Raw genomic sequence first — 23,179 nt, 5'->3', positions numbered from 1 at the left:
GGTGACCGCGCCGCGACGCCCTCCGGGGGCGCGCACGAGCTCAGCGGCGCGCGACGCCGTGGTCGCGCCGCTGTGGGCGCCGGGTCGTCAGCGCAGGCGCGCGAGCACGGAGCTTGCCTCCTGGGCCGCGGGTCCCTCCGTCGCCAGGTGCTCCAGGCCCGCCGGGAGCTGCTCGCCGCGGGCGCGGACCGTCTGGGCGTAGAGCCGTCCGGCGCGGTAGGAGGAGCGCACCAGCGGCCCGGCCATCACCCCGGCGAACCCCAGCTGCTCAGCCGCGGCGGAGTGCTCGACGAACTCCTCGGGCGTGACCCAGCGGTGCACCGGATGGTGGCGCGCCGAGGGCCGCAGGTACTGGGTGATCGTGATGAACTCGCAGCCCGCGTCGTGCAGGTCGGCCAGCGCGGAGACGACCTCCTCCGGGGTCTCGCCCATGCCCAGGATCAGGTTGGACTTGGTGACCAGCCCGGCCGCGCGGGCCTTGGTGATCACCTCCAGCGAGCGCTCGTAGCGGAACGCCGGGCGGATCCGGCGGAAGATCCGCGGCACGGTCTCCAGGTTGTGCGCGAGCACCTCGGGGCGGGTGTCGAAGACCTCGTTCAGCTGCTCGTCGATCGAGTTGAAGTCCGGGATGAGCAGCTCCACGCCGGTGCCCGGGTTGAGCTGGTGGATCAGCCGGACGGTCTCGGCGTAGAGCCAGGCCCCGCCGTCGGGCTGGTCGTCGCGCGCCACGCCGGTGACGGTGGAGTAGCGCAGGCCCATCTGCCGCACCGACTCGGCGACGCGGCGCGGCTCGTCGCGGTCCAGCTCGGCGGGGCGCCCGGTGTCGATCTGGCAGAAGTCGCAGCGCCGGGTGCACTGCTCGCCGCCGATGAGGAAGGTGGCCTCGCGGTCCTCCCAGCACTCGTAGATGTTGGGGCAGCCCGCCTCCTCGCACACCGTGTGCAGGCCACCGGTGCGCACGAGCGACTTGAGCTCGGTGTACTGCGGGCCGGTGCGGGCCCTGGTCCGGATCCACGGGGGCTTGCGCTCGATGGGGGTCTCGCTGTTGCGGACCTCCAGGCGCAGCAGCTTGCGACCTTCGGGTGCGACCGTCACACCGGCCACGGTACGCCGCCGGGGTCAGGCGGGATCGGGTTGCACCGCCGTTGCGGCGGCCGTCACGTCCCAGAGCCGCCGGGCCAGCGCGACGTCGCGCGCCGCGGCCGAGCGCCGGGCCGGGGCGGGGTACCCGCGCGACTCGCCGAGCCCGCCGGGACCGACGTAGTCGCCTCCGCGGACCTGGGGGGCGGTGGCCGCGTAGAGCTGCGGCAGGACACCGCGCCCGACGGGCTGGGTCACCAGCTTGTTGACGACCCACGCGGCCGGCAGCAGCCACGCCCCGCCGCGGTTGCGCAGCGAGCTGCTCAGCAGCGCGGTGTCGGTGAGCCCGGGGTGTGCGGCGACGGAGATCACGCCGTCGGGTCCGCCGGTGTCGCCGCTCGCGCGCAGCCGCCGGTCCAGCTCGGCGGCGAAGAGCAGGTTGGCCAGCTTGCTCTGGCTGTAGGCGTGGGAGGCGAGGTAGGACCGGCGGGCGAAGTGCAGGTCGTCGACGTCGAGGCCGGGGCCGCGGTGGGCGATGCTCGACAGGGTGACGACCCGTGCGGACCCGGCCCGGCGCAGCGCGGGCATCAGCAGCCAGGTCAGCGCGGCATGCGCGAGGTGGTTGGTGCCGATCTGGGTCTCGAACCCGTCGACGGTCACCCCCGGCGGGGTGCCCATCACGCCCGCGTTGTTCATCAGCACGTGCAACGCGTCGCCGGTGCGGTCGCGGACGTCGGCGGCGGCGCGGCGGACCGAGTCGAGATCGGCGAGATCGAGCGCCACGAGCTCGCCGCCCGGCACCCGCTCCAGCGCCCGGCGGCCCCGCTCGGGATCGCGAGCCCCGACGAGCACCCGCGCACCCGCCCCGGCGAGCGCCGCCGCCGAGGCGAGCCCGAGACCGGAGGTGGCTCCGGTGACCAGCACCGTCCGGCCGGACTGGTCGGGCATCGCGTCGAGGGTCCACCGCATGATCGCCATCATGGACCACGGCGGGAGCGACCTCGTCCGGCCCGCCGCCGCCTGCCGACGTAGGGTCGGCCGGGTGGAACTCCGGATCTTCACCGAGCCCCAGCAGGGCGCGAGCTACGACGACCTGCTCCGCGTCGCCCAGGCCACCGAGGCGGCGGGCTACGACGCGTTCTTCCGCTCCGACCACTTCCTCGCCATGGGGGACGCCTCGGGCGAGCCGGGCCCCACCGACTCCTGGGTGACGCTCGCCGGCCTCGCCCGCGAGACCTCCCGCATCCGGCTGGGCACGCTCGTGTCGTCGGCGACCTTCCGGCTGCCCGGGCCGCTGGCGGTCGCGGTCGCGCAGGTCGACCAGATGTCGGCGGGGCGCGTCGAGCTGGGTCTGGGGTCGGGCTGGTTCGCCGCCGAGCACGCCGCGTACGGCATCCCGTTCCCGGCGCTGGGGGAGCGGTTCGACCGGCTCACCGAGCAGCTGGAGATCGTCACCGGGCTGTGGGGCACCCTGCCCGGCGAGCGGTTCTCCTTCGCGGGCGAGCACTACACCGTGACCGACTCGCCCGCCCTGCCCAAGCCGGTGCAGCAGCCCGCGCCGCCGGTCGTCGTCGGCGGTCGCGGCCCCAGGCGCACGCCGGAGCTGGCCGCGCGCTTCGCGTCGGAGTTCAACGTGCCCTTCGCCGACGTGCAGACCGCGGCCGAGCAGTTCGCCCGGGTCGACGCCGCGTGCGCCGCCCGTGGCCGCGAGCCGCTGATCCGCTCGGCCGCGCAGGTGATCTGCGTCGGACGCGACGACGCCGAGATCGCCCGCCGCGCGCTGACCCTGGGCCGCGAGGTCGAGGAGCTGCGCGCGGCCGGTCTCACCGGCACCCCGGACGAGGTCGTGGACCGGCTCGGTGAGTGGCGCGAGAAGGCCGGCGTCACGCGGATGTACCTGCAGCTCATGGACCTCGCCGACCTGGACCAGGTCGAGCTGGTCGCCGACCGGGTCATGGCGCAGCTCTAAAGATGTTGCGCTGGAATCCGACCCTGGTCCGGGCCACGGCGGCCGCGGCCGTCGCGGCACTCGTGCTCACGACCGTCGGCGGGGCGGCGCAGCTGCCGGGCCTCGCGCTCGTCGCGCTGGTGCTGATCGGGGTCGGGGTGGCCGTCGGCGCCGTCGTGCTGACCGCGCGGCGAGATCGGTGACCCGTCCGCCGGGCACGGTGGCGATCAGTGCAGGGCCGGGTGCAGGTGCAGGTCGAGCCCGGCGGGGGCGGCGGGGCGGGCCACCGGGTGCTCGGCCACCGGGAGGATCCCGTCCAGCGCATCGAGGACGGCGACGGTGACGGCGTCGAGCACCTCGGTCACCGGCACCGGGCGACCCAGCTCGACCGACAGCGAGCTGACCCCGGCGTCGGCGATGCCGCACGGCACGATCCGGTCGAACGCGGCGAGGTCGGGATCGCAGTTGAGGGCGAACCCGTGCAGCGTGACGCCGCCCTGCACGCGCACGCCGATCGCGCCGAGCTTGCGCTCGGGCCCCCGGTCGTCGGCGGGCAGCCACACACCGCTGCGCCCGTCGACGCGCCCGGCCGCGGTGATCCCGAGGTCGTGCACCACGTGGATCAGGGCCTGCTCCAGGCGGCGCACGAAGTCGACGACGTCCAGCGGCTCGGCCAGCGCCACGATCGGGTAGCCCACGAGCTGGCCCGGGCCGTGCCAGGTGATGCGGCCGCCGCGGTCGACGTCGACGACGGGGGTGCCGTCGGTAGGCCGGTCCTCGGGCCGGGTGCGCCGGCCCGCCGTGTACACCGACGGGTGCTCGAGCAGCATCAGGACATCGGGGCCCGCACCGTCGCGGCGGGCCGCGGCGTGGGAGCGCTGGGCGTCCCATGCGGTGAGGTAGTCGAGGGAGCCGAGCCGGTCGACGTGGACGGGATCGGTGCTGCGTCGGCAGCTCGTCGCGCGGGCCATGCGGTGCACGGTACGCCGGGCCCCACCTCCGGGGGCGAGCTCGGGCCGACTCACGGGTCGAGACGCAGGACACCGGCCTCGTAGTCCACGGTCACCGCACCGGACCCGCTCAGGACGTCGGAGCCGAGCAGTCCCTGCAGCCCCTCGCCCTGCTCGGGGGCCGGCAGGTCGAGCAGGGCGACCTCGCCCGGCCCGAGCTCGACGGGACCGAGGCTCCACTGCTCGACCCGGGCGATCTCGACGCTCTGCCTGCCCACGACCCCGCTGACCTCCCGCCGCTCGCCGGTGCGCTCCAGCCCGATCTCGTCGGCGACGGAGGTGTCGACGACGGTGTTCGACGCCCCGGTGTCGAGCGCGAACAGGTACGGCCCGCGTCCGGCGAACATCACCGGTACCAGTGCCAGCGTCGACTCGCCCGCGTCGAGCACCCGCAGCGGGACCTCCCCGGATCCGAGGTCGTCCGGGGTCTGCGCGGCCTCGGGCGGCGCGCCCGATGTGGTCACCACGCAGGCCGCGAGGAACGGCAGGAGCAGGGCCAGCAGGAACGGTCGGCGCGACATCGTCCGGACTACCCCCACGGCGACCGCTCAACCCGCCGCGTGTCCCGGGCCCGTCCGGTCCGAGGAGCTCCGCCGCGCACGGGCGTCCCCGGCCGGGCGGTCGCCGCGGATCAGCGCGCCGGTGCCGGGTTCATCCCCGGCAGGACCATGTGACCGGCGTCGACCGGGATCACCACGCCGGTCACCGCCGCCGCCAGATCCGAGTTGAGGTACAGCGCGGTGTCCGCGATGGCCTGTGCCGGCAGGAATCCCGCGCCCTTGAGCGCGTGGAACCCGTAGGCGCCCTCGTAGCGCTCCTCCCGGGTGCCGCCCTCGTGCCCGGCGAACATGTCGTAGGCCGTCTGGTGGTCGGTCATCGGGGTGTCGATCGCCCCGGGACTGATCGCGTTCGCCCGGACACCGTAGGGCGCCAGCTCCAGCGCCACGTTCTTCATCAGCCCGATCAGCCCGTGCTTGGCCGAGACGTAGTGGACGTAGTTCTGTGCGGGCTCCAGCCCGTTGATCGACGACGTGATCACGATCGAGCCGGTGCCCCGCTCCATCATGTGCGGCGTCACCGCGCGGACCGAGCGGAAGACCCCGGAGAGGTTGATGTCGAGCATCTCCGACCAGGTCGCCTCGTCCATCTCCCACAGCGGCTTCAGGCCCCAGATCCCGGCGTTCGCGATCAGGATGTCGATCTTCCCGAACTCGCCGACGCCCCGCTCGACGGCGGCGTCGAGGTCGGCCTGCGAGCGGACGTCGCCGGTGACGGCCAGGGCGCGTCGGTCGTGCGCCTCGACCTCCTTCACCGTCTGCTCCATGTCCTGTGCCGTCGCGGTCTCGTAGGGCACCGTCGCCACCGGATCGGTGATGTCGACGAGTACCACGTCGGCGCCCTCCCTGGCGCAGGTGAGCGCGTGTGCGCGGCCCTGCCCCCGAGCGCCGCCGGTGATCAGCGCGGTCTTACCTTCGAGCATCCCCATCAGATGTCCTCCTCGCCGTGTCCGTTGCTGCCCGGCGTGTTCGCCGTGCTGTCCCCGGCCTACCCGGTCGTTCCGGCGCCAATCCCGGCTCCGGATTCCGGTCGACCGGGCCGGCGGGTCGATGAGCGCGGCCTGATTGGCCCGGACCCCGGCGGGTAGCCCGCAGGTGCCCATGACAGACGACGGGAGAGGAGCATCGCGATGACCACCAGCACCGAAGGTGGAGAGATCACCGGCACGAAGGACAAGGACTACAACCTCATCTGGTTCACCGAGCAGTGCCTGAGCAACGCGCTGCGGATGGAGACCTACGTCCAGGACGCGCAGCGCAGCGGCGACGAGGACCTCGTCGAGTTCTTCCGTCGGGCGCAGGGCGAGAGCCAGAAGGGCGCCGAGCAGGGCAAGGCGCTGCTGGCGGCGCGCCTGGGCCGCTGAGACCGGCCGGGACCGTCGTGCCGCGGCGGTCCCGGGCGGCCACCCATCGAGAGATCACGAGGAGGACCGACATGGCGTGGTTCGAGACGGTCGCCGAGGCCCAGCGGCGCGCCCGTAAGCGACTCCCCAGATCCGTCTACGGTGCTCTGCTCGCCGGGACCGAGCAGGGCCTCACGCTGACCGACAACGTCCGGGCGTTCGACGAGATCGGGTTCCGGCCCCAGGTCGGCGACCAACCGGCCGAGCGCGACCTGGCCACGACGGTGCTCGGACAGGACATCTCCTTCCCGGTGCTGATCTCGCCTACCGGGGTGCAGGCAGTCCACCCGGAGGGCGAGGTCGGGGTTGCGCGTGCGGCGGCCGAGGCAGGAACCGCGATCGGGCTCAGCGCGTTCGCGAGCCGCTCGGTCGACGACGTCGTCGCGGCGAACCCGCAGACGTTCTTCCAGACCTACTGGGTCGGTGACCGCGACCGGATCGCGCGACGGGTCGAGCGCGCGCGGGAGGCGGGTGCCGCAGCCCTGATCGTCACCCTCGACTGGGTCTTCGACAGCAGGCGCGACTGGGGCAGCCCGGACATCCCGGAGCGGATGGATCTTGCGACGATGGCGAAGTTCGCGCCGGAGGGCGCCGTGCGGCCGCGCTACCTCCTCGACTGGCTCCGGGCCGGACACCTCCCACGGCTGACGGTGCCCAACATGGCCGATCCCGGCGAGGAACCGCCCACCTTCTTCCAGGCCTACGGCGAGTGGATGTACACGCCGCCGGCGACCTGGGCCGACCTCGAGTGGCTCCGCGAGCTGTGGGGCGGGCCGTTCATGGTCAAGGGGGTCACCCGTCCCGACGACGCGCGCCGCGCGGCGGACATCGGGGCCGACGCCGTGTCGGTGTCCAACCACGGCGGCAACAACCTCGACGGCACCCCCGGGGCCATCCGGTCGCTACCCGGTGTCGTCGACGCCGTCGGCGACCGGGTCGAGGTGCTGCTCGACGGCGGTATCCGGCGCGGCACCGACGTGCTCAAGGCCCTCGCGCTCGGCGCCCGGGCCGTGATGATCGGGCGGGCCTACCTCTGGGGGATGGGCGCTGCCGGCGGGCCCGGGGTGAAGAACGTCCTCGACATCCTGCGCAGCGGTCTCGACGAAGGACTGTTCGGCCTCGGCCGGTCCCGCGTCGGTGACCTGCGGCCCGGCGACCTCATCGTGCCGGACGGGTTCAGCCGCGGGCCGCAGCCGTGGGCTGCGGAGGAGACCCCGCGCCCGAAGTCGGACTGAGCCTGGACCCGCCGGCGCGTGCTGAAGCGACGCAGGCCTCAGTTCGGTCGGGCGATCCCGAGTTCGCGGAGGACGGCCTGCGCCGCGCGCCGCCCGCTGACCAGCGCTCCCTGCGTCGACGGGGTGTCGCGGTGGTCGCCCGCGACGAACAGCCCGTCGCCGAGCGCGACGTCGCGCCGCACCGGTCGTCCGGCACGGAACGCGGGCAGCGCCGCCCGGACCTGCGCGGTGTGCAGGTGCTCCCAGTCGCCGGTCGGGGTGCCGTAGAGCCGGGCCAGCTCGCGGCGCACGTCCGCATCGGGGATCGGGGGCCCGAGCACGGTGGTGGACACGAGCGCGCGACCGTCCGGAGAGTGCTCCGCCGGGAGCACCACGGTGTTCGCCACCGGGCCGCCGGTGGCGTCGAGGTGCAGCAGCGGCAACGCGGCGGGTGGCGCGGCGGTCACGTGGTAGGTGGTCGTCAGCTCGTGCATCGCCGGCACCTCCAGGCCCGGGAGCAGCGTGCCCGCCGCGACCGGGTCGGTGGCGACGAGCACCGCGCGCGCCGACAGCTCGCCGTCCGCGGTGTGCACCACACCGGCGCGCACCGTGGTGACGCGGCGACCCGGCCGCAGCACCCCCGCCGGCAGCCCGGCGGCGAGCTGGGCCGGCAGCGCGCCCATCCCGGCGGCCGGAACCGCGACCGTCCCGAGCGCGAAGCTGCGCCACACCAGCCGCACGAACGCCGCGGACGTCGTGAGCGCCGACTCGCCCAGCACCCCGGACAGGAAGGGCCGCAGGAACCGCTCCACGACCGGGCCGTCCAGCCCGGCCGCGCCCAGGTCCTGGGCGGCGGTGCGGTCGATCAGCCCGGCCGTCCGGGACGGCGGTGCGGCGAGCACACGGGCCGTCCACGCCACGAGCTTCGCCCGGTCCCGCACCGGCAGCAGGTCGTCGGTGGCGGTGGCGAACGCCTGCGACGGGCGCCGTGCGGGGTTGGCGAGGTGGTGCAGCCGGCCGTCGGCGCCGCGGATCGCCGCGCCCGGCTCGAACGGGCGCAGCCGCAGCGCGGCGAGGTCGGCGGTGGCGCGCAGCGCGGGGTAGGAGGTGTTGAGCACCTGGAAGCCGCGGTCGCAGCGGAACCCGTCGACGAGGTCGGTGGCCATCCGCCCGCCCGGCCGGTCGGCGGCGTCGAGCACGACGACATCGAGCCCGCGCCGGCACAGCACCTGCGCGGCACGCAGGCCGGCGAGCCCCGCGCCGACCACGACGACGTCGTGCCCGCGGCCCGCGCCCGTCATGACCCGACGGCCGCGGCGAGCATCTCCCGCACGGTGCGGTGCCGGTACTGGTAGCCGGCTCCCTCGAGCACCGCCGGCACCACCCGGATGCTCGTCAGGGCGAGCTCCTCGCCGGCCTCCCCGAGCACCAGCCGGATCCCGAACGACGGGACGGCGAACACTGCCGGGCGCCCCAGCACAGCGGCGAAGGTGGAGGTGAACTCGGCGTTGGTCACGGCCTGCGGCCCCGTCGAGTTGACCGGCCCGGTGATGGCGTCGTGTTCGACGACGTACCGGATGGCTCCCACGTGATCGTCGAGCGAGATGCACGACATGTACTGGCGGCCCGAGCCGAGCCGACCACCGAGCCCCATCCGGAACAGCGGTCGCAGCGTGCCCAGCAACCCACCGGACGGCGAGAGGACCAACCCGGTCCGCATCGGTACCACGCGGGCACCTCCCGCCGCTGCCGGCGCCGTGGCCGCCTCCCAGTCCCGGGACAGGACGGTGAGGAAGCCCGTCGTCCCCGCGGGCCCCTTCTCGTCGACGGCATCGGGCCCGGTGTCGCCGTAGTAGTTGATGCCGGAGGCGTTCACCAGCGTCGGCACCCGGTGCTCGGCGACGGCCGCGGCGAGCACCTCGGTCGGCACGAGCCGGCTGTCGCGCATCGCCTGCTTGTAGGCGCCGGTCCAGGGCCGTGGCGCCTGCGGGTTCCCGCAGAGGTTCACCACGGCGTCGACGCCGTCGAACGTGCCGTCGTCGACGCGACCGGCCGGCGGGTCCCAGCCCCGCTCGTCCGGGGCGGCCGGCGCCCGGCGGACGAGCCGCAGGACGTCGTGTCCGGCCTCCCGGAGGTGGGAGACGAGAGCAGTTCCGATCAGACCGGACGACCCGGCGATGACGACGCGCACGGCGTGATCCTCGCGGACGCTCCCGCCTCCCGCGACCCGGGGCATGGTCCCGGGTGCCAGGCGGCCGCCGGCCGGTGATCGGCGTCACGGAACCTGTGGCGGGGTGGAGCGCGGCAGGGGTTCCGATTCGCCGATCTCGGGTTCGGTGATCGACGGATCGGAACCCGGGACGGCGGTCTGCACGCCTCACCGTTCCGAACCGCCGATCATGGGGGCGTGGGCCGGGTGTGGTGGGCCGGGTGTGGTGGGCCGGGTTGATCGGCCGGGTGGGACCGTGGGCCGGCCGCGAACCCGTGGGCGGGCCGATCGGAATCCGCGGCACGGCCGGTCCGCCGGTCGTCGGGCAGTTCATGATCGACCTTTCGGAACGCGCTGCGGGGTGAGACGCGGTGCGGGGTTCCGGTTCGTCGATCTTGGGTTCGGTGATCGACGGATCGGAACCCGGGATGGCGGTCTGCACGCCTCACCGTTCCGGTTCGTCGATCATGAGGCGCACCACGTCCGTGCTCCCGGGCCCCGGCTCCCGTGCTCCCGGGCCCCGGCCGACCGACGGAACCGGGGTCGGGCAGAACCGGGTCAGGCAGAACGGCGCACCCGTGGCTGACCGGGCGGGGAGCCCGTCGCACCACCGGGTGGATCCGTGGGTCCGGGACAGGCCCGCGGGCCGGAGCGGACCAGCGGGGCCCGGTTGCCCAGGAGGCTCAGGTTGCCCACGGCCCGGTTGCCCGGGGCCCGGGGCCCGGGGAGCCCGCTGGCGGCGGATCCGTTGCCGGCGGGTGACCCGGGTGTACCGCGGGGACGAGCCGGCTCCACGGGGGACCGGCCCGTCCCCGGGCGGCGCCGCCTACAGCCCCAGGTCGGCCTCGAAGGCGCCTTCCTCCAGCCGTGCCTTGATCGCGCTCACGAAGCGCCCCGCGTCGGCACCGTCCACCAGACGGTGGTCGTAGGTGAGCGGCAGGTAGCAGACCGAGCGGATGGCGATCACGTCGTCGCCGTCGGCACCGGTGACCACCATGGGCTGCTTGCTGATCACGCCCGTGCCCAGGATGGCGACCTGGGGCTGGTTGATGATCGGCGTGTCGAACAGCGCCCCGGCGCTGCCGATGTTGGTGATCGTGAACGTGCCGCCGGACAGCTCGTCGGGGCCGATCTTGTTGTCGCGTGTGCGGGCCGCGACGTCGGCGATCTTGCGGGCGAGACCGGCGATGTTCAGGTCCTCCGCGTTCTTGATCACGGGGACGAGGAGGCCGCGGGGGGTGTCGACCGCGACGGCCAGGTGCACGGCCCCGTGGTAGGTCACCTCCTTGGTCTCGTCGTTGATCGACGCGTTGACCTGCGGGAACGCCTTCAGGGCCTCGATGGTGGCCTTCGCGAAGAACGGCAGGTAGGTGAGCTTGACGCCCTCGCGGCGCTCGAACTCCGCCTTCGCCCGCGCGCGCAGCTTCGCGATGCGCGTGACGTCGACCTCCTGCACCGTCGTGAGCTGCGCGGAGACCCGCAGCGACTCGGTCATCCGCTGGGCGATGACCTGCCGCAGCCGCGGCATCTTCACCGTGGTGCCCGGCTCGGGGGCGCCCTTGGCGGGCTTGGCCACGGCCTGCGGCGCGGCGGGGGACGAGGCCGCGGGGGACGGGGCCGCGGGGGACGGGGCGGCGGGGGCCGGTTCGGGTGCGGCCTCCGGTTCCGGGGTGGACGCCTCGGCGGCGGCCAGCACGTCCTGCTTGCGGATGCGCCCGCCGACCCCGGACCCGGTGATCGTGGTGAGGTCGACGTCGTGCTCGGCGGCCAGCTTGCGCACCAGGGGCGTGACGTACGGGGCGCCGGTGGGTGCGTCGCCGCCCTCGGGCGCGGAGCGACCGTTGCTGCCGGCCGCCGGAGCCGGCTCCGGTGCCCGCTCCGGCTTCTTCTCGCCCTCGGCGGGGTTCTCCTCGGCCAGCTCGGGTTCCGGTGCCTCCTCGGCGGGGGCCTGCTCCTCGGCCGGAGCCGGCTCCTCGGCCGGCTCCTGTTCCACGGCGGGGGCCGCCGACTCGTCGCCGATCACCGCGAGCTGCCCGCCGACCTCGACGGTCTCGTCCTCGCCCGCCGTGATCTCCAGCAGCGTGCCGGCGATGGGGGAGGGGATCTCGGTGTCGACCTTGTCGGTGGACACCTCCAGCAGCGGCTCGTCGACGGTCACCTCGTCACCGACGGCCTTGAGCCAGCGCGTGACCGTGCCCTCGGTGACGCTCTCGCCCAGCTCGGGCATCGTCACGGCGGTGCCGGAGCCGGTGGACTTGGTGGCGGCCTGCGGGGCCTCCTGCGGCTCCGCGGAGTCGCCCGCTCCGGTGCCCCGGTCGGCCGGGGCCTCCTCCTCGGCGGGCTCGTCGGCGGGGGCAGGCTCGGCGGGGGTCTCGGCCGCGGGCTCCGCGGGTGCCTCGCCGTCGGAGGACGAACCGTCCCCGTCCCCGATCACGGCCAGCTCGGCGCCGACCTCGACGGTCTCGTCCTCGGCGGCCACGATCCGCTGCAGCACACCGGCGGCGGGGGACGGGATCTCGGTGTCGACCTTGTCGGTGGAGACCTCGAGCAGCGGCTCGTCGACCTCGACGTGGTCGCCCTCCTGCTTGAGCCAACGGGTGACGGTGCCCTCGGTGACGCTCTCACCGAGGGCGGGCATCTGGACGGAGAAGGCCATGTCGGCTCGGAGCTCCTCTATCTACGCGAACGGGGGGTCAGCAGCAGCCGGATCAGGAATGGCTGTGGAGCGGCTTGCCGGCCAGTGCGAGGTGCGCCTCGCCGAAGGCCTCGTTCTGGGTGGGGTGGGCGTGCACCAGCGCGGCGACGTCCTCGGCCTGGGCGTCCCAGTTGTAGACCAGCTGGGCCTCGCCGATCAGCTCGCCGACCCGCGCGCCGACCATGTGCAGCCCGACCACCGGACCGGGCGTGCCCTCGGCCCCGGACTTGATCAGCTTGATCGCGCCCTGCGTCTGCAGGATCTGCGACTTGCCGTTGCCCGCGAGGTCGTAGGTGAGCGTCTGGATCTCCCCGTAGCGCTCCTTGGCCTGCGTCTCGGTCAGGCCGACCGAGGCGACCTCGGGCTCGCAGTAGGTGACCCGCGGGATCCCGGCCTCGTCGATGACGGGCGGGTTGAGCCCGGCGAGGTCCTCGGCCAGGAAGATGCCCTGCGCGAAGCCGCGGTGGGCGAGCTGCAGGCCGGGGACGATGTCGCCGAGCGCGTAGACGTTGGGCAGGTTGGTGCGCAGGCGCTCGTCGGCGAGGACGAAGCCGCGCTCCATCTTCACGCCGGCCTCCTCGAACCCCGCGGTGGCGGTGTTGGGGCCCCGGCCGACGGCGACGAGCAGGTAGTCCGCCTCGATCTCCTCGCCCGACTCCAGCGAGACGGTGACCGCGTCGTCGGTCTGCGTCGCGCCGGTGAACTTGACCCCGGTCTTGAACGTGATCTTGCGCTTGCGGAAGGCGCGCTCCAGCAGCTTGGAGGCGAACTCGTCCTCGTTGGGCACCAGGTGCGGCAGCGCCTCGACGATCGTGACCTCGGCGCCGAAGCTCTTGTAGACGCTGGCGAACTCGACGCCGATGACACCGCCGCCGAGCACGACGACCCGCTTGGGCACCTCCTCGAGGCGGATGGCCTCGTAGGAGGTGATGACGCGGCCGCCGATGTCGAGGCCGGGCAGCGTGCGCGAGTAGCTGCCGGTGGCCAGCACGACGCTCTTCCCGACGTACGTGTCGTCCCCGACCGTGACCGTGTTCGGCCCGACGAACGTGCCCGCGCCGTCCACGAGGGTGATCTTGCGGGACTTCACCAGCCCCTGCAGTCCCTTGTAGAGCTTCGCGATGACGCCGTCCTTGTAGGCGTTGACGCCGGCCATGTCGACACCCTCGAGGGTGGCCTTCACACCGACCTTCTCGCCCTCGCGGGCGCTGTCGGCCACCTCCGCGGCGTGCAGCAGGGCCTTGGTGGGGATGCAGCCGTAGTGCAGGCAGGTGCCGCCCAGCTTGTCCTTCTCCACCAGCACGACCGACATCCCCAGCTCGGCCGCGCGCAGCGCGCAGGCGTAACCGCCCGATCCGCCGCCGAGGATCACCAGGTCCGCGTTGTGCTCGGCCACTCGACACTCCCTAGGAGAAGATCACTGGTCACGGCATGTCACGCCGCCGACCGCCATCTTGTCATCCGGCGCGCCGCCGCGTCGGTCCTGGTCCCGGCCGGGAGAGAATCACGCCGCCGCGTCGTTGACGGGTCAGGAGGTGGTCCACATGGGCCTGCTGGACAGGTTGCGGAGGAACCGCAGGGGCACCGCCCGGGCGGCGGGCCGCGAGGACGAGGCCCACCTGCGCGAGTGGACGGCCGAGCACGAGGGCGTCGAGGCGTACGTGGAGCCGCGCACGGCGGTCACCGAGACCACGATGCTGCTGGTGGACAAGGACGGGCAGTGGACGCGCCGCCGCATCGCGGGCCCCGCCGCCGCGCGCAAGCTGGCCCGGTCGCTGACGATGCCGGTGTACGACGTGCAGCTGATGGGCTACCCGCAGCGCATGCGCGACCACGACGCCCGGCAGCGGGTCCTGCGCGAGCGCAGACGCCGCGAGGAGCTGGGCGAACCCTGACCCGGTCCGCGCGCCGGCCGGCGAGCACGCAGCACCGCGTCTCGCGCGCTGTCGGGTGTTTCGCGCGCTGTCGGCGACGCGCGAGAGCCGTTTCTGCGCGCGAGCCGGGCCGCTGGGCGTCGACGGCGCGCCGGGCGGGACCGGGCTTCGCGCGCCGAGTGGTGTCTCGCGCGCCGACCGGGAGCGCGCGAGAGGCACCTCGGCGCGAGCGGGTCGCCGGGATCGGCGGCCCGCGCCTCAGCCGTTCTCGGCGATGTCGCTCAGCACGGCCCACAGGGTGCGGACGGGGACGCCCGTGCCGCCCTTCGTCGTGTAACCGTAGGGGCCGCCGGTGTGGAAGCTCGGACCGGCGATGTCGATGTGCGCCCAGGCCAGGCCGTCGGGCACGAACTCGCGCAGGAACACCCCCGCCACCAGCATGCCGCCCCAGCGCGCGCCGGAGACGTTGGCGAGGTCGGCCACCCGGGAGTCGAGGTCCGCGCGGACGTGCTCGGGCAGCGGCATCGACCAGCCGTCCTCGCCGGTGGCGCGGGCGTGCGCGGCGATGCGGTCGCGGAACTCGTCGCTGCCCATCACGCCGGCGGTGCGGGTGCCCAGCGCCACCATCTGGGCGCCGGTGAGCGTGGAGGTCTCGATCAGGTAGTCGGGGCCGTCCTGCGCGGCGCGGACGATCGCGTCGGCCAGGACCAGCCGGCCCTCGGCGTCGGTGTTGAGCACCTCGACGGTCTTGCCGCCGTACATCGTCAGCACGTCGCCGGGCCGGTAGGCGGTGTCGCTGGGCATGTTCTCGGCCATCGGCACGGTGGCGGTCACGGCGACCGGCAGCTCCAGCGTGGCGGCCAGCACCGTGGTGGCGACGACGGCGGCGGCGCCGCTCATGTCCGAGGTCATCTGGTCCATGTTCGCGGCCGGCTTGATCGAGATGCCGCCGGTGTCGAACGTGATTCCCTTGCCGACCAGCGCGACCTTCGCGCGCGGCGACGCCCCGCCCGACCAGGTCAGCCGCACCAGGCGCGGCTTGCGGGAGGAGCCCTGCCCCACGCCGAGCACCCCGCCGAAGCCGGCCTCGGCGAGCGCGTCCTCGTCGAGCACCTCCACCTCGATCCCGGCCGCCTCGGCCAGCTCCCGGGCCCGGGCGGCGAACGACTCGGGGAACAGCGCGTTGGGCGGGGTGTTGATCAGGTCCCGGGCGGTGCGGACGGCGGTGCCGACGGCGACCGCGCGGCGCAGCACCTCGGCGTCGTCGGCGCCGTCGGAGAGCAGGTCGACCCGTGCGACCGGCGCCTTCGGGTCACCGTTGCTGCGGAACGCGGTGAAGGTGTAGGCCCCCAGCAGCGTGCCCTCGGCGGCCGCGGCGAGGTCGATGCGGCCCAGCGTGCTCACCGCGTGCGCGGTGCCGGCCAGCGCGCGGGCGGCCGAGCCGGACGCGCGGCGCACCTGCTCGGCGGTCGGGGCGCCTGCCGAGGGCGGTTTGCCCAGGCCCACCGCGACGAGCAGCGGCGCGGACAGCGCACCACGGGTGACGACCTTGGTCACCTCGTCGGCCTTGCCCGCGGCCCCGGCCACGGCGAGCAGCTCGGCCAGCCCCCCGTCGAACGCGGCGTCGATCTCGTCGCAGCCCGCGGCGAGCACGGGAGCCCCGTCCCCGTCGGCGGGGAGCAGGCCGATCACTACGGCGTCGGTGGTGGCGGTGGCGGGGTCTCCGCTGCCGAGGTGCAGTTCGGTGGGCACGTGGTTCCCTTCGGATCGGGGCGGGCGGTATCGAGATGCTAATGACACCGCCGCGCCACACTTCCGGTCAGGCACGGATGACAGGGTGTCGCGGTGTCCGAGAGCGTGCAGAGACGGCTGGGTACCGCCGATGCGGTGGTGCTCGGCATGGCCGCCATGCTCGGGACCGGGGTGTTCGCGGTGTGGGGGCCCGCCGCCGCCGCGGCCGGGCCGTGGATGCTGGTCGCGGTCGTGCTCGCCGCCGTCGTCGCCGCCTGCAACGCGGCGTCCACCGCCGACCTCGCGGTGGCCCATCCCGAGAGCGGTGGCGGGTACGTCTACGGGCGGGAGCGACTCGCCCCCGGCGCGGGCCGGCTGGCCGGGGTGGCGTTCCTGGTCGGGAAGACCGCCTCGGCGGCCGCGGCCGCCGGGATCTTCGGAACCTACGTGCTTCCCTCGGCCCCCGGGGCCGCGGCCGTGGTGGTCATCCTGGCCGTCACCGCGCTCAACGTCACCGGCGTGCGGTGGACGGCCCGTGGCGCCTACGCGCTGGTCGGGGGCACCCTCGCGGTACTGCTGCTGGTGGTGGTCAGCGGGCTGCTCGGGATGCCGGAGGAGCCCGCGTCCGCCGCGGTGCCGACCGAGGTGCCCGACCCGGTGCAGGGTGGCCCGCTCGGCGTGCTCACCGCGGCGGGGTTCGTGTTCTTCGCGTTCGCCGGGTACGCGCGCATCGCGACGCTGGGCGAGGAGGTGCGCGACCCGTCCCGCACGCTGCGGCGGGCCATCGAGATCGCGCTGGTCACCGTGTTCGCGGTCTACCTGCTGGTGGGCGTCGCGCTGATCGTCGGGCTCGGGATCGACCGGCTGGCGATCGAGTCCGCGCCGCTGGTGGCCCTCGTCGACGCCGGTCCCTCGCCCGCGCTCGGGGTGCTGGTCCGGGTGGGCGCGGCGGTGGCGGCCGGGTCGGCGCTGCTGTCGGTGCTGGTCGGGGTCAGCCGCACCGGGCTGGCGATGGCCCGCCGCGGTGAGCTGCCGACGGCGCTGGCCGTGATCGGGACACGGGGCACCCCGTGGCGGGCCGATCTCGCGGGCGGTGCCGTCGCGATCGTCGTCGCCCTCACCGCGGGCCCGGCCGCCGCCATCGCGCTCTCGGCGTGCTCGGTGCTCGTCTACTACGCGGTGATCAACCTCGCGGCGCTGCGCCTGGTTCCGGAGCAGCGTCGCTGGCCCGCGTGGACGTCCTGGGCGGGCTTCGGGCTGTGCCTGGCCCTGGCCGCGCTGCTCCCGATCGTCCAGGTGGCGATCACGGCGCTGGCGCTGGTCGCCGGGTGGGGGCTGTGCACGTGGCTGGGGCGCCGGTCGCCCTGACCCGCCGCTCGCGCGCCCCCAGGGGGTGACGGGCTGCGACGCCACCGCGAGATGGCCTAGCGTCTGTGCCCGTGGACGATCTCCTCACCAGCCCCATCCACGAGCGGCACGTCGCGCTCGGAGCCACCCTCGGCGCGTTCGGCGGCTGGTCGATGCCCCTGAGCTACCCCGGCGGCACCGTCGCCGAGCACACGGCGGTGCGCGAGGCCGTCGGCGTGTTCGACGTCAGCCACCTCGGCAAGCTCGCGATCACGGGGCGGGGTGCGGCGGACGTCGTCGACTCGGTGTTCACCGCGGACCTCGGCCGGATCGCGCCCGGGCAGGCGCAGTACACGCTGTGCTGCACCGAGGGCGGCGGCGTCGTCGACGACGTGATCCTCTACCTGGCCGGACCGGACGAGGTGCTCGCCGTGCCCAACGCGGCCAACGCGGCGGCCGTGGCCGAGATCCTGCGCGCGGCCGGGGCCACCGTCACCGATCAGCACCGTGACCTCGCGGTGCTCGCGGTGCAGGGCCCGCGGGCACCCGAGGTGCTCGCCGGCCTGCTCCCCGGGCTCCCCGAGCTGGACTACATGTCCTTCGCCGACGCCGGGGACGTCCGCGTGTGCCGCACGGGGTACACCGGCGAGCGCGGCTACGAGCTGCTCGTGCCCGCAGCCGACGCCCCGGCGGTGTGGGACGCGATCGTGGCGGCCGGCGCGCAGCCCGCCGGCCTCGGCGCGCGCGACACGCTGCGCACCGAGATGGGCTACCCGCTGCACGGCCAGGACCTCTCCGTCGACATCTCGCCCGTGCAGGCGGGCAGCGGCTGGGCCGTCGGCTGGGACAAGCCGGACTTCCGGGGCCGTGCGGCGCTCGTCGCCGAGAAGGCGGCCGGGCCGGCGCGCCGGTTGCGCGGGCTGCGTGCGACCGGGCGGGGCGTGCCGCGGCCGGGGATGGACGTGCTCGCCGACGGCACCCGCGTCGGCGTCACGACCTCGGGCACCTTCTCCCCGACGCTGCGGGCCGGCATCGCGCTCGCGCTGATCGACACCGCGGCCGGGATCGGGCTCGACGACACCGTGACCGTCGACGTCCGCGGCCGGTCGCTGCCGTGCACGGTGGTCAAGCCGCCGTTCGTTCCGTCGCACGTCCGCTGAGTTGTAACCTGCGGGCATGAGCGCGCCCACATTCTCCCGCACCGCCCATCCCTCACCGGTGCCGGAGTCCCGGCGCGCGGAGATCGTCGCCGATCCCGGGTTCGGCCGGTACTTCACCGACCACATGGTGACCATCACCTGGACCGCGGACGCCGGCTGGCACGACGCGAAGGTGGTGCCCTACGGGCCGCTGTCGCTGGACCCGTCGTCGATGGTGCTGCACTACGGGCAGGAGATCTTCGAGGGGCTCAAGGCCTACCAGCAGCCCGACGGCTCCGTGGCGTCGTTCCGGCCCGACGCCAACGCCGCGCGGTTCCGGGCCTCGGCGTCGCGGCTGGCGATGGCCGAGCTGCCCGACGAGCTGTTCCTGGCCTCACTCACCGAGCTGCTCACCGCCGACCGCGCCTGGGTGCCCGCGGCGGGCGGCGAGATGTCGGTGTACCTGCGCCCGTTCATGATCGCCACCGAGGTGGGGCTGGGCGTGCGGCCGTCGGCGGAGTACCTCTACGCGCTCATCGCCTCGCCCGCCGGGTCGTACTTCCCCGGCGGGGTCAAGCCCGTCGACGTGTGGCTGTGCACCGACTACACGCGCGCCGCGCTCGGTGGCACCGGTGCGGCGAAGTGCGGCGGCAACTACGCCGCGTCGCTGCTCCCGCAGGCCCAGGCCGCCGCCCACGGCTGCGCGCAGGTGGCCTACCTCGACGCCGCCGAGCGCCGGTGGGTCGAGGAGATGGGCGGGATGAACCTGTTCTTCGTGTTCGGTTCGGGCGACTCGGTCGAGGTCGTCACGCCGGAGCTCTCGGGCAGCATCCTGCCCGGCATCACCCGCGACTCGCTGCTCGTGCTGGCCAAGGAGCTGGGCTGCGAGGTCACCGAGCGCCGCGTCTCCGCCGAGGAGTGGCTGACGGGCTGCGCCACCGGCGCGATCACCGAGGTCTTCGCCTGCGGCACGGCGGCGGTGATCACGCCGATCGGCACGGTCAAGCACAACCAGGGCGAGGTCACGGTCGGGGGCGGCGAGCCCGGCGCGGTCACGCTGAAGCTGCGCGAGCTGCTCACGTCGATCCAGCGTGGCACGGCCGCGGACACCCACAGCTGGATGCACACGATCGTCCCCTGAGCTACGCCTGCTGCTCCGCGCCCGCAACGAACGGCACGTCCGTCCACACCTGGTGGACGGACGTGCCGTTCGTTGCATGGGTGCGGGGTTGCGACGTCAGAGTGTGGTGGCGAGCGCCACCAGCGCGGCCGTGGTGGCCAGCTCGCTCGCGGCGCCGAGCACGTCGCCGGTCATGCCGTCGAAGCGGCGGGCGGTGTGCCAGGACAGGCCCGCCACCAGCAGCGCGCCGAGCGCCACCGCCACCGCGCCCCGCGGGCCGGCCAGCGCGAACCCGGCCCCGGCCAGTGCCGCCCACCAGGCCCCCGGCACCCACCACGGCTGCGACCCGGCCACCGTGGCGCCCAGACCGCCGGGTCGTGCGGCCCGAATCCCGCGCCGGCACACCCAGCCGAACCCGGCCCGCCCGGTCGCGGCCGCCAGTGCCACTGCGAGCACGGCGGACGGTGCCGCGGCGAGCGGCGAGCCGGCGAGCGGGGAGGCGGCGAGCGCGGCCAGCGCCGCCGCCTGGGTCCCCAGCGCCACGACCAGCGCCACCACCGCGAACGGCCCCGCCCCGCCGTCGCGCATCACGGCCAGCGCCCGCTCCGGCGGGCCGTAGCAGCCCAGGCCGTCGGCGGTGTCGGCGAGCCCGTCCACGTGCATCCCGCGCGTGGCCGCGGCCAGGACGCCGACGGTGAGCAGGCCCGCGACCAGCGGCGGGGCCCCGAGCGCTGCGAGCCCGACGAGCACCCCGCCCGCGGCCGCGCCGAGCAGGCCCCCGACCAGCGGCGCCCAGCGGATCGCGGCGGCCGCGGTGGCGGCATCCGGCGCGCCCGCCCGCACCGGCAGCACGGTCAGCCAGCTCAGTGCGAGGGCCAGCCCCCTCACGTCGTGGCGGAGCCGTCGGGTCGGGTCCCGCCGGCCACGGTGGACCGGGTGGGTTCGGGAGCCGCGGCGGCCGGGTCGGCCGGAACCGGTTCGGTGGGCGCCGCCGCGTTCGTCCCTGCCGCGTTCGTCCCTGCCGCGTTCGATGCCGACCCGTCCGCAGCCGGCCCGTCGGCCCCCGGCCCGGCCGTCGCCGGGTCGTGGTCGGCGGGGGCCGGACCCTCGGGTGCGGCCTCGGTCTGGGCGGCCTCGGTCTGGACGGCCTCGGTCTGGGCCCCCTCGGTCGGGGCCGTGCCGGTGGGGACCATGCCGGTGGGGATCTCGCTGGCGGGGGTCTCCTCGGCGGGGATCTGGTCGGCCGGCATCGGGTTGGCCGGGATGATGCCGCTGTCGGCCGCGGTGGCGGTCTCGGCGAGCAGCCGGGCCGCCATCTGCAGCAGCGGGAGCACGGCGACGGCGCCGGTCCCGTCCCCGGCCCGGACCTCCAGGTCGAGCTGCGGGGTCAGGTCCAGCTGCTCGGTGGCCAGCGTCATCGCCGGCTCGGGGGAGCGCTGGGCGACCAGCCACCAGGCACGGGCACCGGGGGCCAGCTGGTGGGCCAGCATCGCCGCGGCGCCGACGACCAGGCCGTCGATCAGGACCGGGGTGCGCCGCACCGCGGCCTGGGCGAGGAAGCCGGTGAGCGCCGCGAGATCGGTGCCGCCGGCCACGCGGAGCAGGGCCAGCGGGTCGCGGGCGTGCGGGCGGGCGCGGCGCAACGCGTCGCGGACGGCGGCGGCCTTGCGCATCCAGCCGTGGTCGTCCACCCCGCTGCCGCGCCCGATCACGGCAACCGGCTCGGCCCCGGTCAGCGCCGACACCAGCGTCGAGGCCGCCGTGGTGGCCCCGACCCCGAGCGAGGCGGGGATCAGCAGGTCGGCGCCGCCGTCGACCTCCTCGTCGGCCACGGCGCGCCCCGCCGCCACGGCGCGCTCGACCTCGTCGTCGGTGAGCGCGTCCTCGCGGTCGATGCGGCCGCACGCGCGGCGGACGTGGTGCTTGTCGTCGGACTCGTGGTCCAGCCCGACGTCGACGATCCGGATGGAGGCACCGGCGATCGGGGCCAGCACCGCCACCGGCGCGGTGTGCGTGCGCACCGCCTCCACCTGCGCGAGCGTGACGGAAGCGGGGTAGCGGGAGACGCCCGCCGCGGCGATCCCGTGGTCGGCCGCGACGATCACCAGCCGGGGCCGGCCCGGCGGGCGGGGCGGGCAGCTGCCCTGTGCCGCGGCCAGCCAGCACCCCAGCTCGGCGAGGTGGCCGAGGCCACCCAGCGGGACGGCGAGCTCGGCGTGCCGGGCGACGGCCGCGCGCCGCGCGTCGCCGTCGGGCGGGGAGATCGGGGGAAGGTCCACGGGGCCTTCCTATCGCGACCGGCCCGGCGGCCCCGGACCGGGTCCCTCCCACGGCGCAGCGGATACCCCCGTTCGCGGCGGGGGCGCACCGGGCGGGTGCCGACCACAGCAGGGTGGCTTTGCTCCGGTCCGGTCCGGTCGGAGCAGAGCCACCCCGCTGTGACCGGCGGGCTGCGGCGACGGCCATCTCGGGCCGACGGCTACCGCAGGCGCAGGGGGAGGCCCGCGACCAGCAGGACGACCTCGTCGCAGACGGCGGCCAGCGCGGCGTTCAGGGCGCCCAGCTCGTCGCGGAACAGCCGGCCCGCGCGCGTCTCGGGGACCACACCGAGGCCGACCTCCGCCGACACCAGCACCACCCGCCCCGGCGCGGTGGCCACGGCGTCCACCAGCTCGGCGACCTGCGCGTCGATCCCGGGACCGCGGCCGTCCCACGCCCCCGCGTCGTCGAGGACGCCGGTGAGCCAGGTGGCGAGGTCGTCGACCAGCAGCGGGGTGCCCCCGCCCCGGACCAGCGCGGCGACGTCGGGGGACTCGACGGTGGTCCAGGCCGGGGGACGGCGGGCGCGGTGGGCGTCGAGGCGCGCGTCCCACTCGACGTCACCGGGGATCCGCCGCGCCGTGGCGAGGTAGCGGACCGGGGCGTCGGCGGGCAGCAGGTCCTCGGCGTAGCGCGACTTGCCCGACCGCGTGCCGCCGAGCACGAGCGTGATCACCGGTGCACGATAGGCCCGTGGCATTCCGATGGCGGTACCTGGACGCGTCGGCCGCGACGATCGACGGCCCCGACGAACGGTTCGACGACCAGCAGGAGGCCGAGTCGTGGTTCTCCGACGTCTGGCCCGAGCTGCGGGAGGCGGGGGTCGACGCGGTCGTGCTGCTCGACGGCGACGAGGAGGTCTACGGCCCGATGAGCCTGCAGGACGGCACCTGAGTCAGGGGTTGGCACCGCGGGCGACGCGCGGCTTCGGGATGCGCAGCCGCCGCAGCTGGCTGGCGCGGGTGAACGCGTACCACCCGGTGCCCAGCCCGCCGATCTTCGCGTCCGGGAACTTCGCCCGTGCCCTCCTCGTGATCGACGCGCCGAGGAAGATCCCCTCGATGATCATGGTGGTGAGCGCGATGAAGCTGAACAGGCTCAGGTAGGACTGGATCGCGGGTACCGGCACCAGCAGCGACGCCACCACCAGGATCGCCAGCGGCATGAACAGGCCCATGAGGTGCGGGCGGGAGTCGACCAGGTCGCGGATGTAGGCCTTGACGGGCCCGCGGTCGCGCGGCATCAGGAACTTGTCCTCGCCCCGGTTCATCCCCTCCCGCCGCTCGGCCGCCGCAGCGCGCCGGTCCTCCTTGGCGGGACGGTTGGCGCGCGCGTACTTCGCCGCCTCGCGCTGCGTGCGCGGCGGGGGCGGGGCCGGTCCGCGGCGCTTCGTCTCCGCCTCGCGGCGCTTCGGGGTGGGGCGACCCTTGCCGCCGACGCGGACCGTCTCCGGGCCGGCGGCGGGAGCGTCGGTCTGGTCGGCCTTGGTGCGCAGGAACCTCACGCGCCCAGACTACGGGCCGATAGCGTGGC

General features: G+C 74.9%; 23 protein-coding genes. 9 read left to right on the top strand and 14 right to left on the bottom strand.

Annotated features, from left to right (window positions below):
* Positions 1-87: 87 nt before the first annotated feature.
* Positions 88-1,095 (bottom strand): lipoyl synthase, encoded by a 1,008-nt coding sequence (gene lipA, locus Q1K26_RS18035; protein WP_300014062.1) that lies wholly within the window; start codon positions 1,093-1,095, stop codon positions 88-90.
* Positions 1,096-1,119: 24 nt separating this feature from the next.
* On the bottom strand, positions 1,120-2,049 hold the full coding sequence (locus tag Q1K26_RS18030) for an oxidoreductase (RefSeq protein ID WP_300014059.1): 930 nt from the start codon (positions 2,047-2,049) through the stop codon (positions 1,120-1,122).
* 73 nt (positions 2,050-2,122) lie between these two features.
* Between Q1K26_RS18030 and Q1K26_RS18025 the strand changes: the two genes are divergently transcribed.
* Both Q1K26_RS18025 and Q1K26_RS18020 read left to right on the top strand, forming a co-directional pair.
* Positions 2,123-3,049 carry an LLM class F420-dependent oxidoreductase gene (locus Q1K26_RS18025; RefSeq protein WP_300014070.1) on the top strand — a complete coding sequence of 309 codons (927 nt, stop codon included), beginning with the start codon at positions 2,123-2,125 and terminating at the stop codon, positions 3,047-3,049.
* 2 nt (positions 3,050-3,051) lie between these two features.
* Positions 3,052-3,231, top strand: coding sequence for a hypothetical protein (locus Q1K26_RS18020; protein WP_300014056.1), 180 nt, complete (start codon positions 3,052-3,054; stop codon positions 3,229-3,231).
* 24 nt (positions 3,232-3,255) lie between these two features.
* Here Q1K26_RS18020 and lipB read toward each other — a convergent pair whose 3' ends face one another.
* The 3 genes from lipB to Q1K26_RS18005 form a co-directional block, all read right to left on the bottom strand.
* Positions 3,256-3,999 (bottom strand): lipoyl(octanoyl) transferase LipB, encoded by a 744-nt coding sequence (gene lipB, locus Q1K26_RS18015; protein ID WP_300014053.1) that lies wholly within the window; start codon positions 3,997-3,999, stop codon positions 3,256-3,258.
* A 50-nt stretch (positions 4,000-4,049) separates the two neighbouring features.
* On the bottom strand, positions 4,050-4,559 hold the full coding sequence (locus Q1K26_RS18010) for a retropepsin-like aspartic protease (protein WP_300014051.1): 510 nt from the start codon (positions 4,557-4,559) through the stop codon (positions 4,050-4,052).
* A gap of 110 nt (positions 4,560-4,669) precedes the next feature.
* Entirely contained in the window at positions 4,670-5,524 is an 855-nt protein-coding gene (locus Q1K26_RS18005) for a mycofactocin-coupled SDR family oxidoreductase (RefSeq protein WP_300014048.1), read from the bottom strand.
* 201 nt (positions 5,525-5,725) lie between these two features.
* Between Q1K26_RS18005 and Q1K26_RS18000 the strand changes: the two genes are divergently transcribed.
* Entirely contained in the window at positions 5,726-5,959 is a 234-nt protein-coding gene (locus Q1K26_RS18000) for a hypothetical protein (RefSeq protein WP_300014045.1), read from the top strand.
* A gap of 71 nt (positions 5,960-6,030) precedes the next feature.
* A complete protein-coding gene (mftD, locus tag Q1K26_RS17995; protein WP_300014042.1) occupies positions 6,031-7,233 on the top strand; it encodes a pre-mycofactocin synthase MftD in 1,203 nt (400 codons plus the stop codon).
* Positions 7,234-7,271: 38 nt separating this feature from the next.
* Here the strand turns inward: mftD and Q1K26_RS17990 are convergent, their stop codons facing one another.
* The 4 genes from Q1K26_RS17990 to lpdA form a co-directional block, all read right to left on the bottom strand.
* Positions 7,272-8,513: an NAD(P)/FAD-dependent oxidoreductase gene (locus Q1K26_RS17990; protein ID WP_300014039.1), complete on the bottom strand. Its 1,242-nt coding sequence runs from the start codon at positions 8,511-8,513 to the stop codon at positions 7,272-7,274.
* The gene (locus Q1K26_RS17985) at positions 8,510-9,403 is read right to left on the bottom strand and encodes a TIGR01777 family oxidoreductase (protein WP_300014037.1); all 894 of its coding nucleotides are present in this window, start codon (positions 9,401-9,403) and stop codon (positions 8,510-8,512) included. Before Q1K26_RS17985 ends, Q1K26_RS17990 begins: the two co-directional genes overlap by 4 nt.
* Before the next feature lie 844 nt (positions 9,404-10,247).
* Positions 10,248-12,077 (bottom strand): 2-oxoglutarate dehydrogenase, E2 component, dihydrolipoamide succinyltransferase, encoded by a 1,830-nt coding sequence (sucB, locus tag Q1K26_RS17980; RefSeq protein WP_300014034.1) that lies wholly within the window; start codon positions 12,075-12,077, stop codon positions 10,248-10,250.
* Between the two features lie 52 nt (positions 12,078-12,129).
* Positions 12,130-13,512: a dihydrolipoyl dehydrogenase gene (gene lpdA, locus Q1K26_RS17975; protein WP_300014031.1), complete on the bottom strand. Its 1,383-nt coding sequence runs from the start codon at positions 13,510-13,512 to the stop codon at positions 12,130-12,132.
* Positions 13,513-13,660: 148 nt separating this feature from the next.
* On the opposite strand from lpdA, the gene Q1K26_RS17970 reads away from it, so the two are divergent.
* A complete protein-coding gene (locus Q1K26_RS17970; protein ID WP_300014028.1) occupies positions 13,661-14,011 on the top strand; it encodes an oxidoreductase in 351 nt (116 codons plus the stop codon).
* A 237-nt stretch (positions 14,012-14,248) separates the two neighbouring features.
* Here Q1K26_RS17970 and Q1K26_RS17965 read toward each other — a convergent pair whose 3' ends face one another.
* The gene (locus tag Q1K26_RS17965) at positions 14,249-15,742 is read right to left on the bottom strand and encodes a leucyl aminopeptidase (protein WP_300014025.1); all 1,494 of its coding nucleotides are present in this window, start codon (positions 15,740-15,742) and stop codon (positions 14,249-14,251) included.
* Positions 15,743-15,835: 93 nt separating this feature from the next.
* Here Q1K26_RS17965 and Q1K26_RS17960 point away from each other — a divergent pair, with 93 nt between their 5' ends.
* The 3 genes from Q1K26_RS17960 (at position 15,836) to Q1K26_RS17950 (ending at position 19,348) form a co-directional block, all read left to right on the top strand.
* Positions 15,836-17,089, top strand: coding sequence for an APC family permease (locus Q1K26_RS17960; protein ID WP_300014022.1), 1,254 nt, complete (start codon positions 15,836-15,838; stop codon positions 17,087-17,089).
* A 71-nt stretch (positions 17,090-17,160) separates the two neighbouring features.
* Positions 17,161-18,228 carry a glycine cleavage system aminomethyltransferase GcvT gene (gene gcvT / locus Q1K26_RS17955; RefSeq protein WP_300014019.1) on the top strand — a complete coding sequence of 356 codons (1,068 nt, stop codon included), beginning with the start codon at positions 17,161-17,163 and terminating at the stop codon, positions 18,226-18,228.
* 16 nt (positions 18,229-18,244) lie between these two features.
* Positions 18,245-19,348, top strand: coding sequence for a branched-chain amino acid aminotransferase (locus Q1K26_RS17950; RefSeq protein WP_300014016.1), 1,104 nt, complete (start codon positions 18,245-18,247; stop codon positions 19,346-19,348).
* Between the two features lie 96 nt (positions 19,349-19,444).
* On the opposite strand, the gene Q1K26_RS17945 is transcribed toward Q1K26_RS17950, so the two are convergent.
* The 3 genes from Q1K26_RS17945 to Q1K26_RS17935 all read right to left on the bottom strand — a co-directional run bounded on the left by Q1K26_RS17945 (position 19,445) and on the right by Q1K26_RS17935 (position 22,346).
* The gene (locus Q1K26_RS17945) at positions 19,445-20,215 is read right to left on the bottom strand and encodes an adenosylcobinamide-GDP ribazoletransferase (RefSeq protein WP_300014013.1); all 771 of its coding nucleotides are present in this window, start codon (positions 20,213-20,215) and stop codon (positions 19,445-19,447) included.
* Complete coding sequence (locus Q1K26_RS17940) at positions 20,212-21,606, bottom strand: nicotinate-nucleotide--dimethylbenzimidazole phosphoribosyltransferase (RefSeq protein WP_363320490.1); 1,395 nt, start codon at positions 21,604-21,606, stop codon at positions 20,212-20,214. The genes Q1K26_RS17945 and Q1K26_RS17940 overlap by 4 nt, the downstream gene beginning before the upstream one ends.
* A 200-nt stretch (positions 21,607-21,806) precedes the next feature.
* Positions 21,807-22,346 carry a bifunctional adenosylcobinamide kinase/adenosylcobinamide-phosphate guanylyltransferase gene (locus Q1K26_RS17935; protein ID WP_300014011.1) on the bottom strand — a complete coding sequence of 180 codons (540 nt, stop codon included), beginning with the start codon at positions 22,344-22,346 and terminating at the stop codon, positions 21,807-21,809.
* Here Q1K26_RS17935 and Q1K26_RS17930 point away from each other — a divergent pair.
* Complete coding sequence (locus Q1K26_RS17930; RefSeq protein ID WP_300014008.1) at positions 22,340-22,540, top strand: hypothetical protein; 201 nt, start codon at positions 22,340-22,342, stop codon at positions 22,538-22,540. The two genes, Q1K26_RS17935 and Q1K26_RS17930, sit on opposite strands and share 7 nt — an antisense overlap.
* 1 nt (position 22,541) lies before the next feature.
* On the opposite strand, the gene Q1K26_RS17925 is transcribed toward Q1K26_RS17930, so the two are convergent.
* A complete protein-coding gene (locus tag Q1K26_RS17925) occupies positions 22,542-23,150 on the bottom strand; it encodes a DUF3043 domain-containing protein (protein WP_300014003.1) in 609 nt (202 codons plus the stop codon).
* Positions 23,151-23,179 lie beyond the last annotated feature (29 nt).

This window comes from Pseudonocardia sp. (assembly GCF_029263155.1).
Taxonomy (GTDB): Bacteria; Actinomycetota; Actinomycetes; order Mycobacteriales; family Pseudonocardiaceae; genus Pseudonocardia.
This window is presented reverse-complemented; position numbering and strand designations above follow the sequence as displayed.

Coding starts and splice junctions, on each gene's coding strand:
- Q1K26_RS18030 (WP_300014059.1), bottom strand. CDS start 2,049: ATGCGGTGGACCCTCGACGCGATGCCCGACCAGTCCGGCCGGACGGTG.
- Q1K26_RS18020 (WP_300014056.1), top strand. CDS start 3,052: ATGTTGCGCTGGAATCCGACCCTGGTCCGGGCCACGGCGGCCGCGGCC.
- lipB (WP_300014053.1), bottom strand. CDS start 3,999: ATGGCCCGCGCGACGAGCTGCCGACGCAGCACCGATCCCGTCCACGTC.
- Q1K26_RS18010 (WP_300014051.1), bottom strand. CDS start 4,559: ATGTCGCGCCGACCGTTCCTGCTGGCCCTGCTCCTGCCGTTCCTCGCG.
- Q1K26_RS18005 (WP_300014048.1), bottom strand. CDS start 5,524: ATGGGGATGCTCGAAGGTAAGACCGCGCTGATCACCGGCGGCGCTCGG.
- Q1K26_RS18000 (WP_300014045.1), top strand. CDS start 5,726: ATGACCACCAGCACCGAAGGTGGAGAGATCACCGGCACGAAGGACAAG.
- mftD (WP_300014042.1), top strand. CDS start 6,031: ATGGCGTGGTTCGAGACGGTCGCCGAGGCCCAGCGGCGCGCCCGTAAG.
- Q1K26_RS17990 (WP_300014039.1), bottom strand. CDS start 8,513: ATGACGGGCGCGGGCCGCGGGCACGACGTCGTCGTGGTCGGCGCGGGG.
- sucB (WP_300014034.1), bottom strand. CDS start 12,077: ATGGCCTTCTCCGTCCAGATGCCCGCCCTCGGTGAGAGCGTCACCGAG.
- Q1K26_RS17970 (WP_300014028.1), top strand. CDS start 13,661: ATGGGCCTGCTGGACAGGTTGCGGAGGAACCGCAGGGGCACCGCCCGG.
- Q1K26_RS17950 (WP_300014016.1), top strand. CDS start 18,245: ATGAGCGCGCCCACATTCTCCCGCACCGCCCATCCCTCACCGGTGCCG.
- Q1K26_RS17935 (WP_300014011.1), bottom strand. CDS start 22,346: ATGCCACGGGCCTATCGTGCACCGGTGATCACGCTCGTGCTCGGCGGC.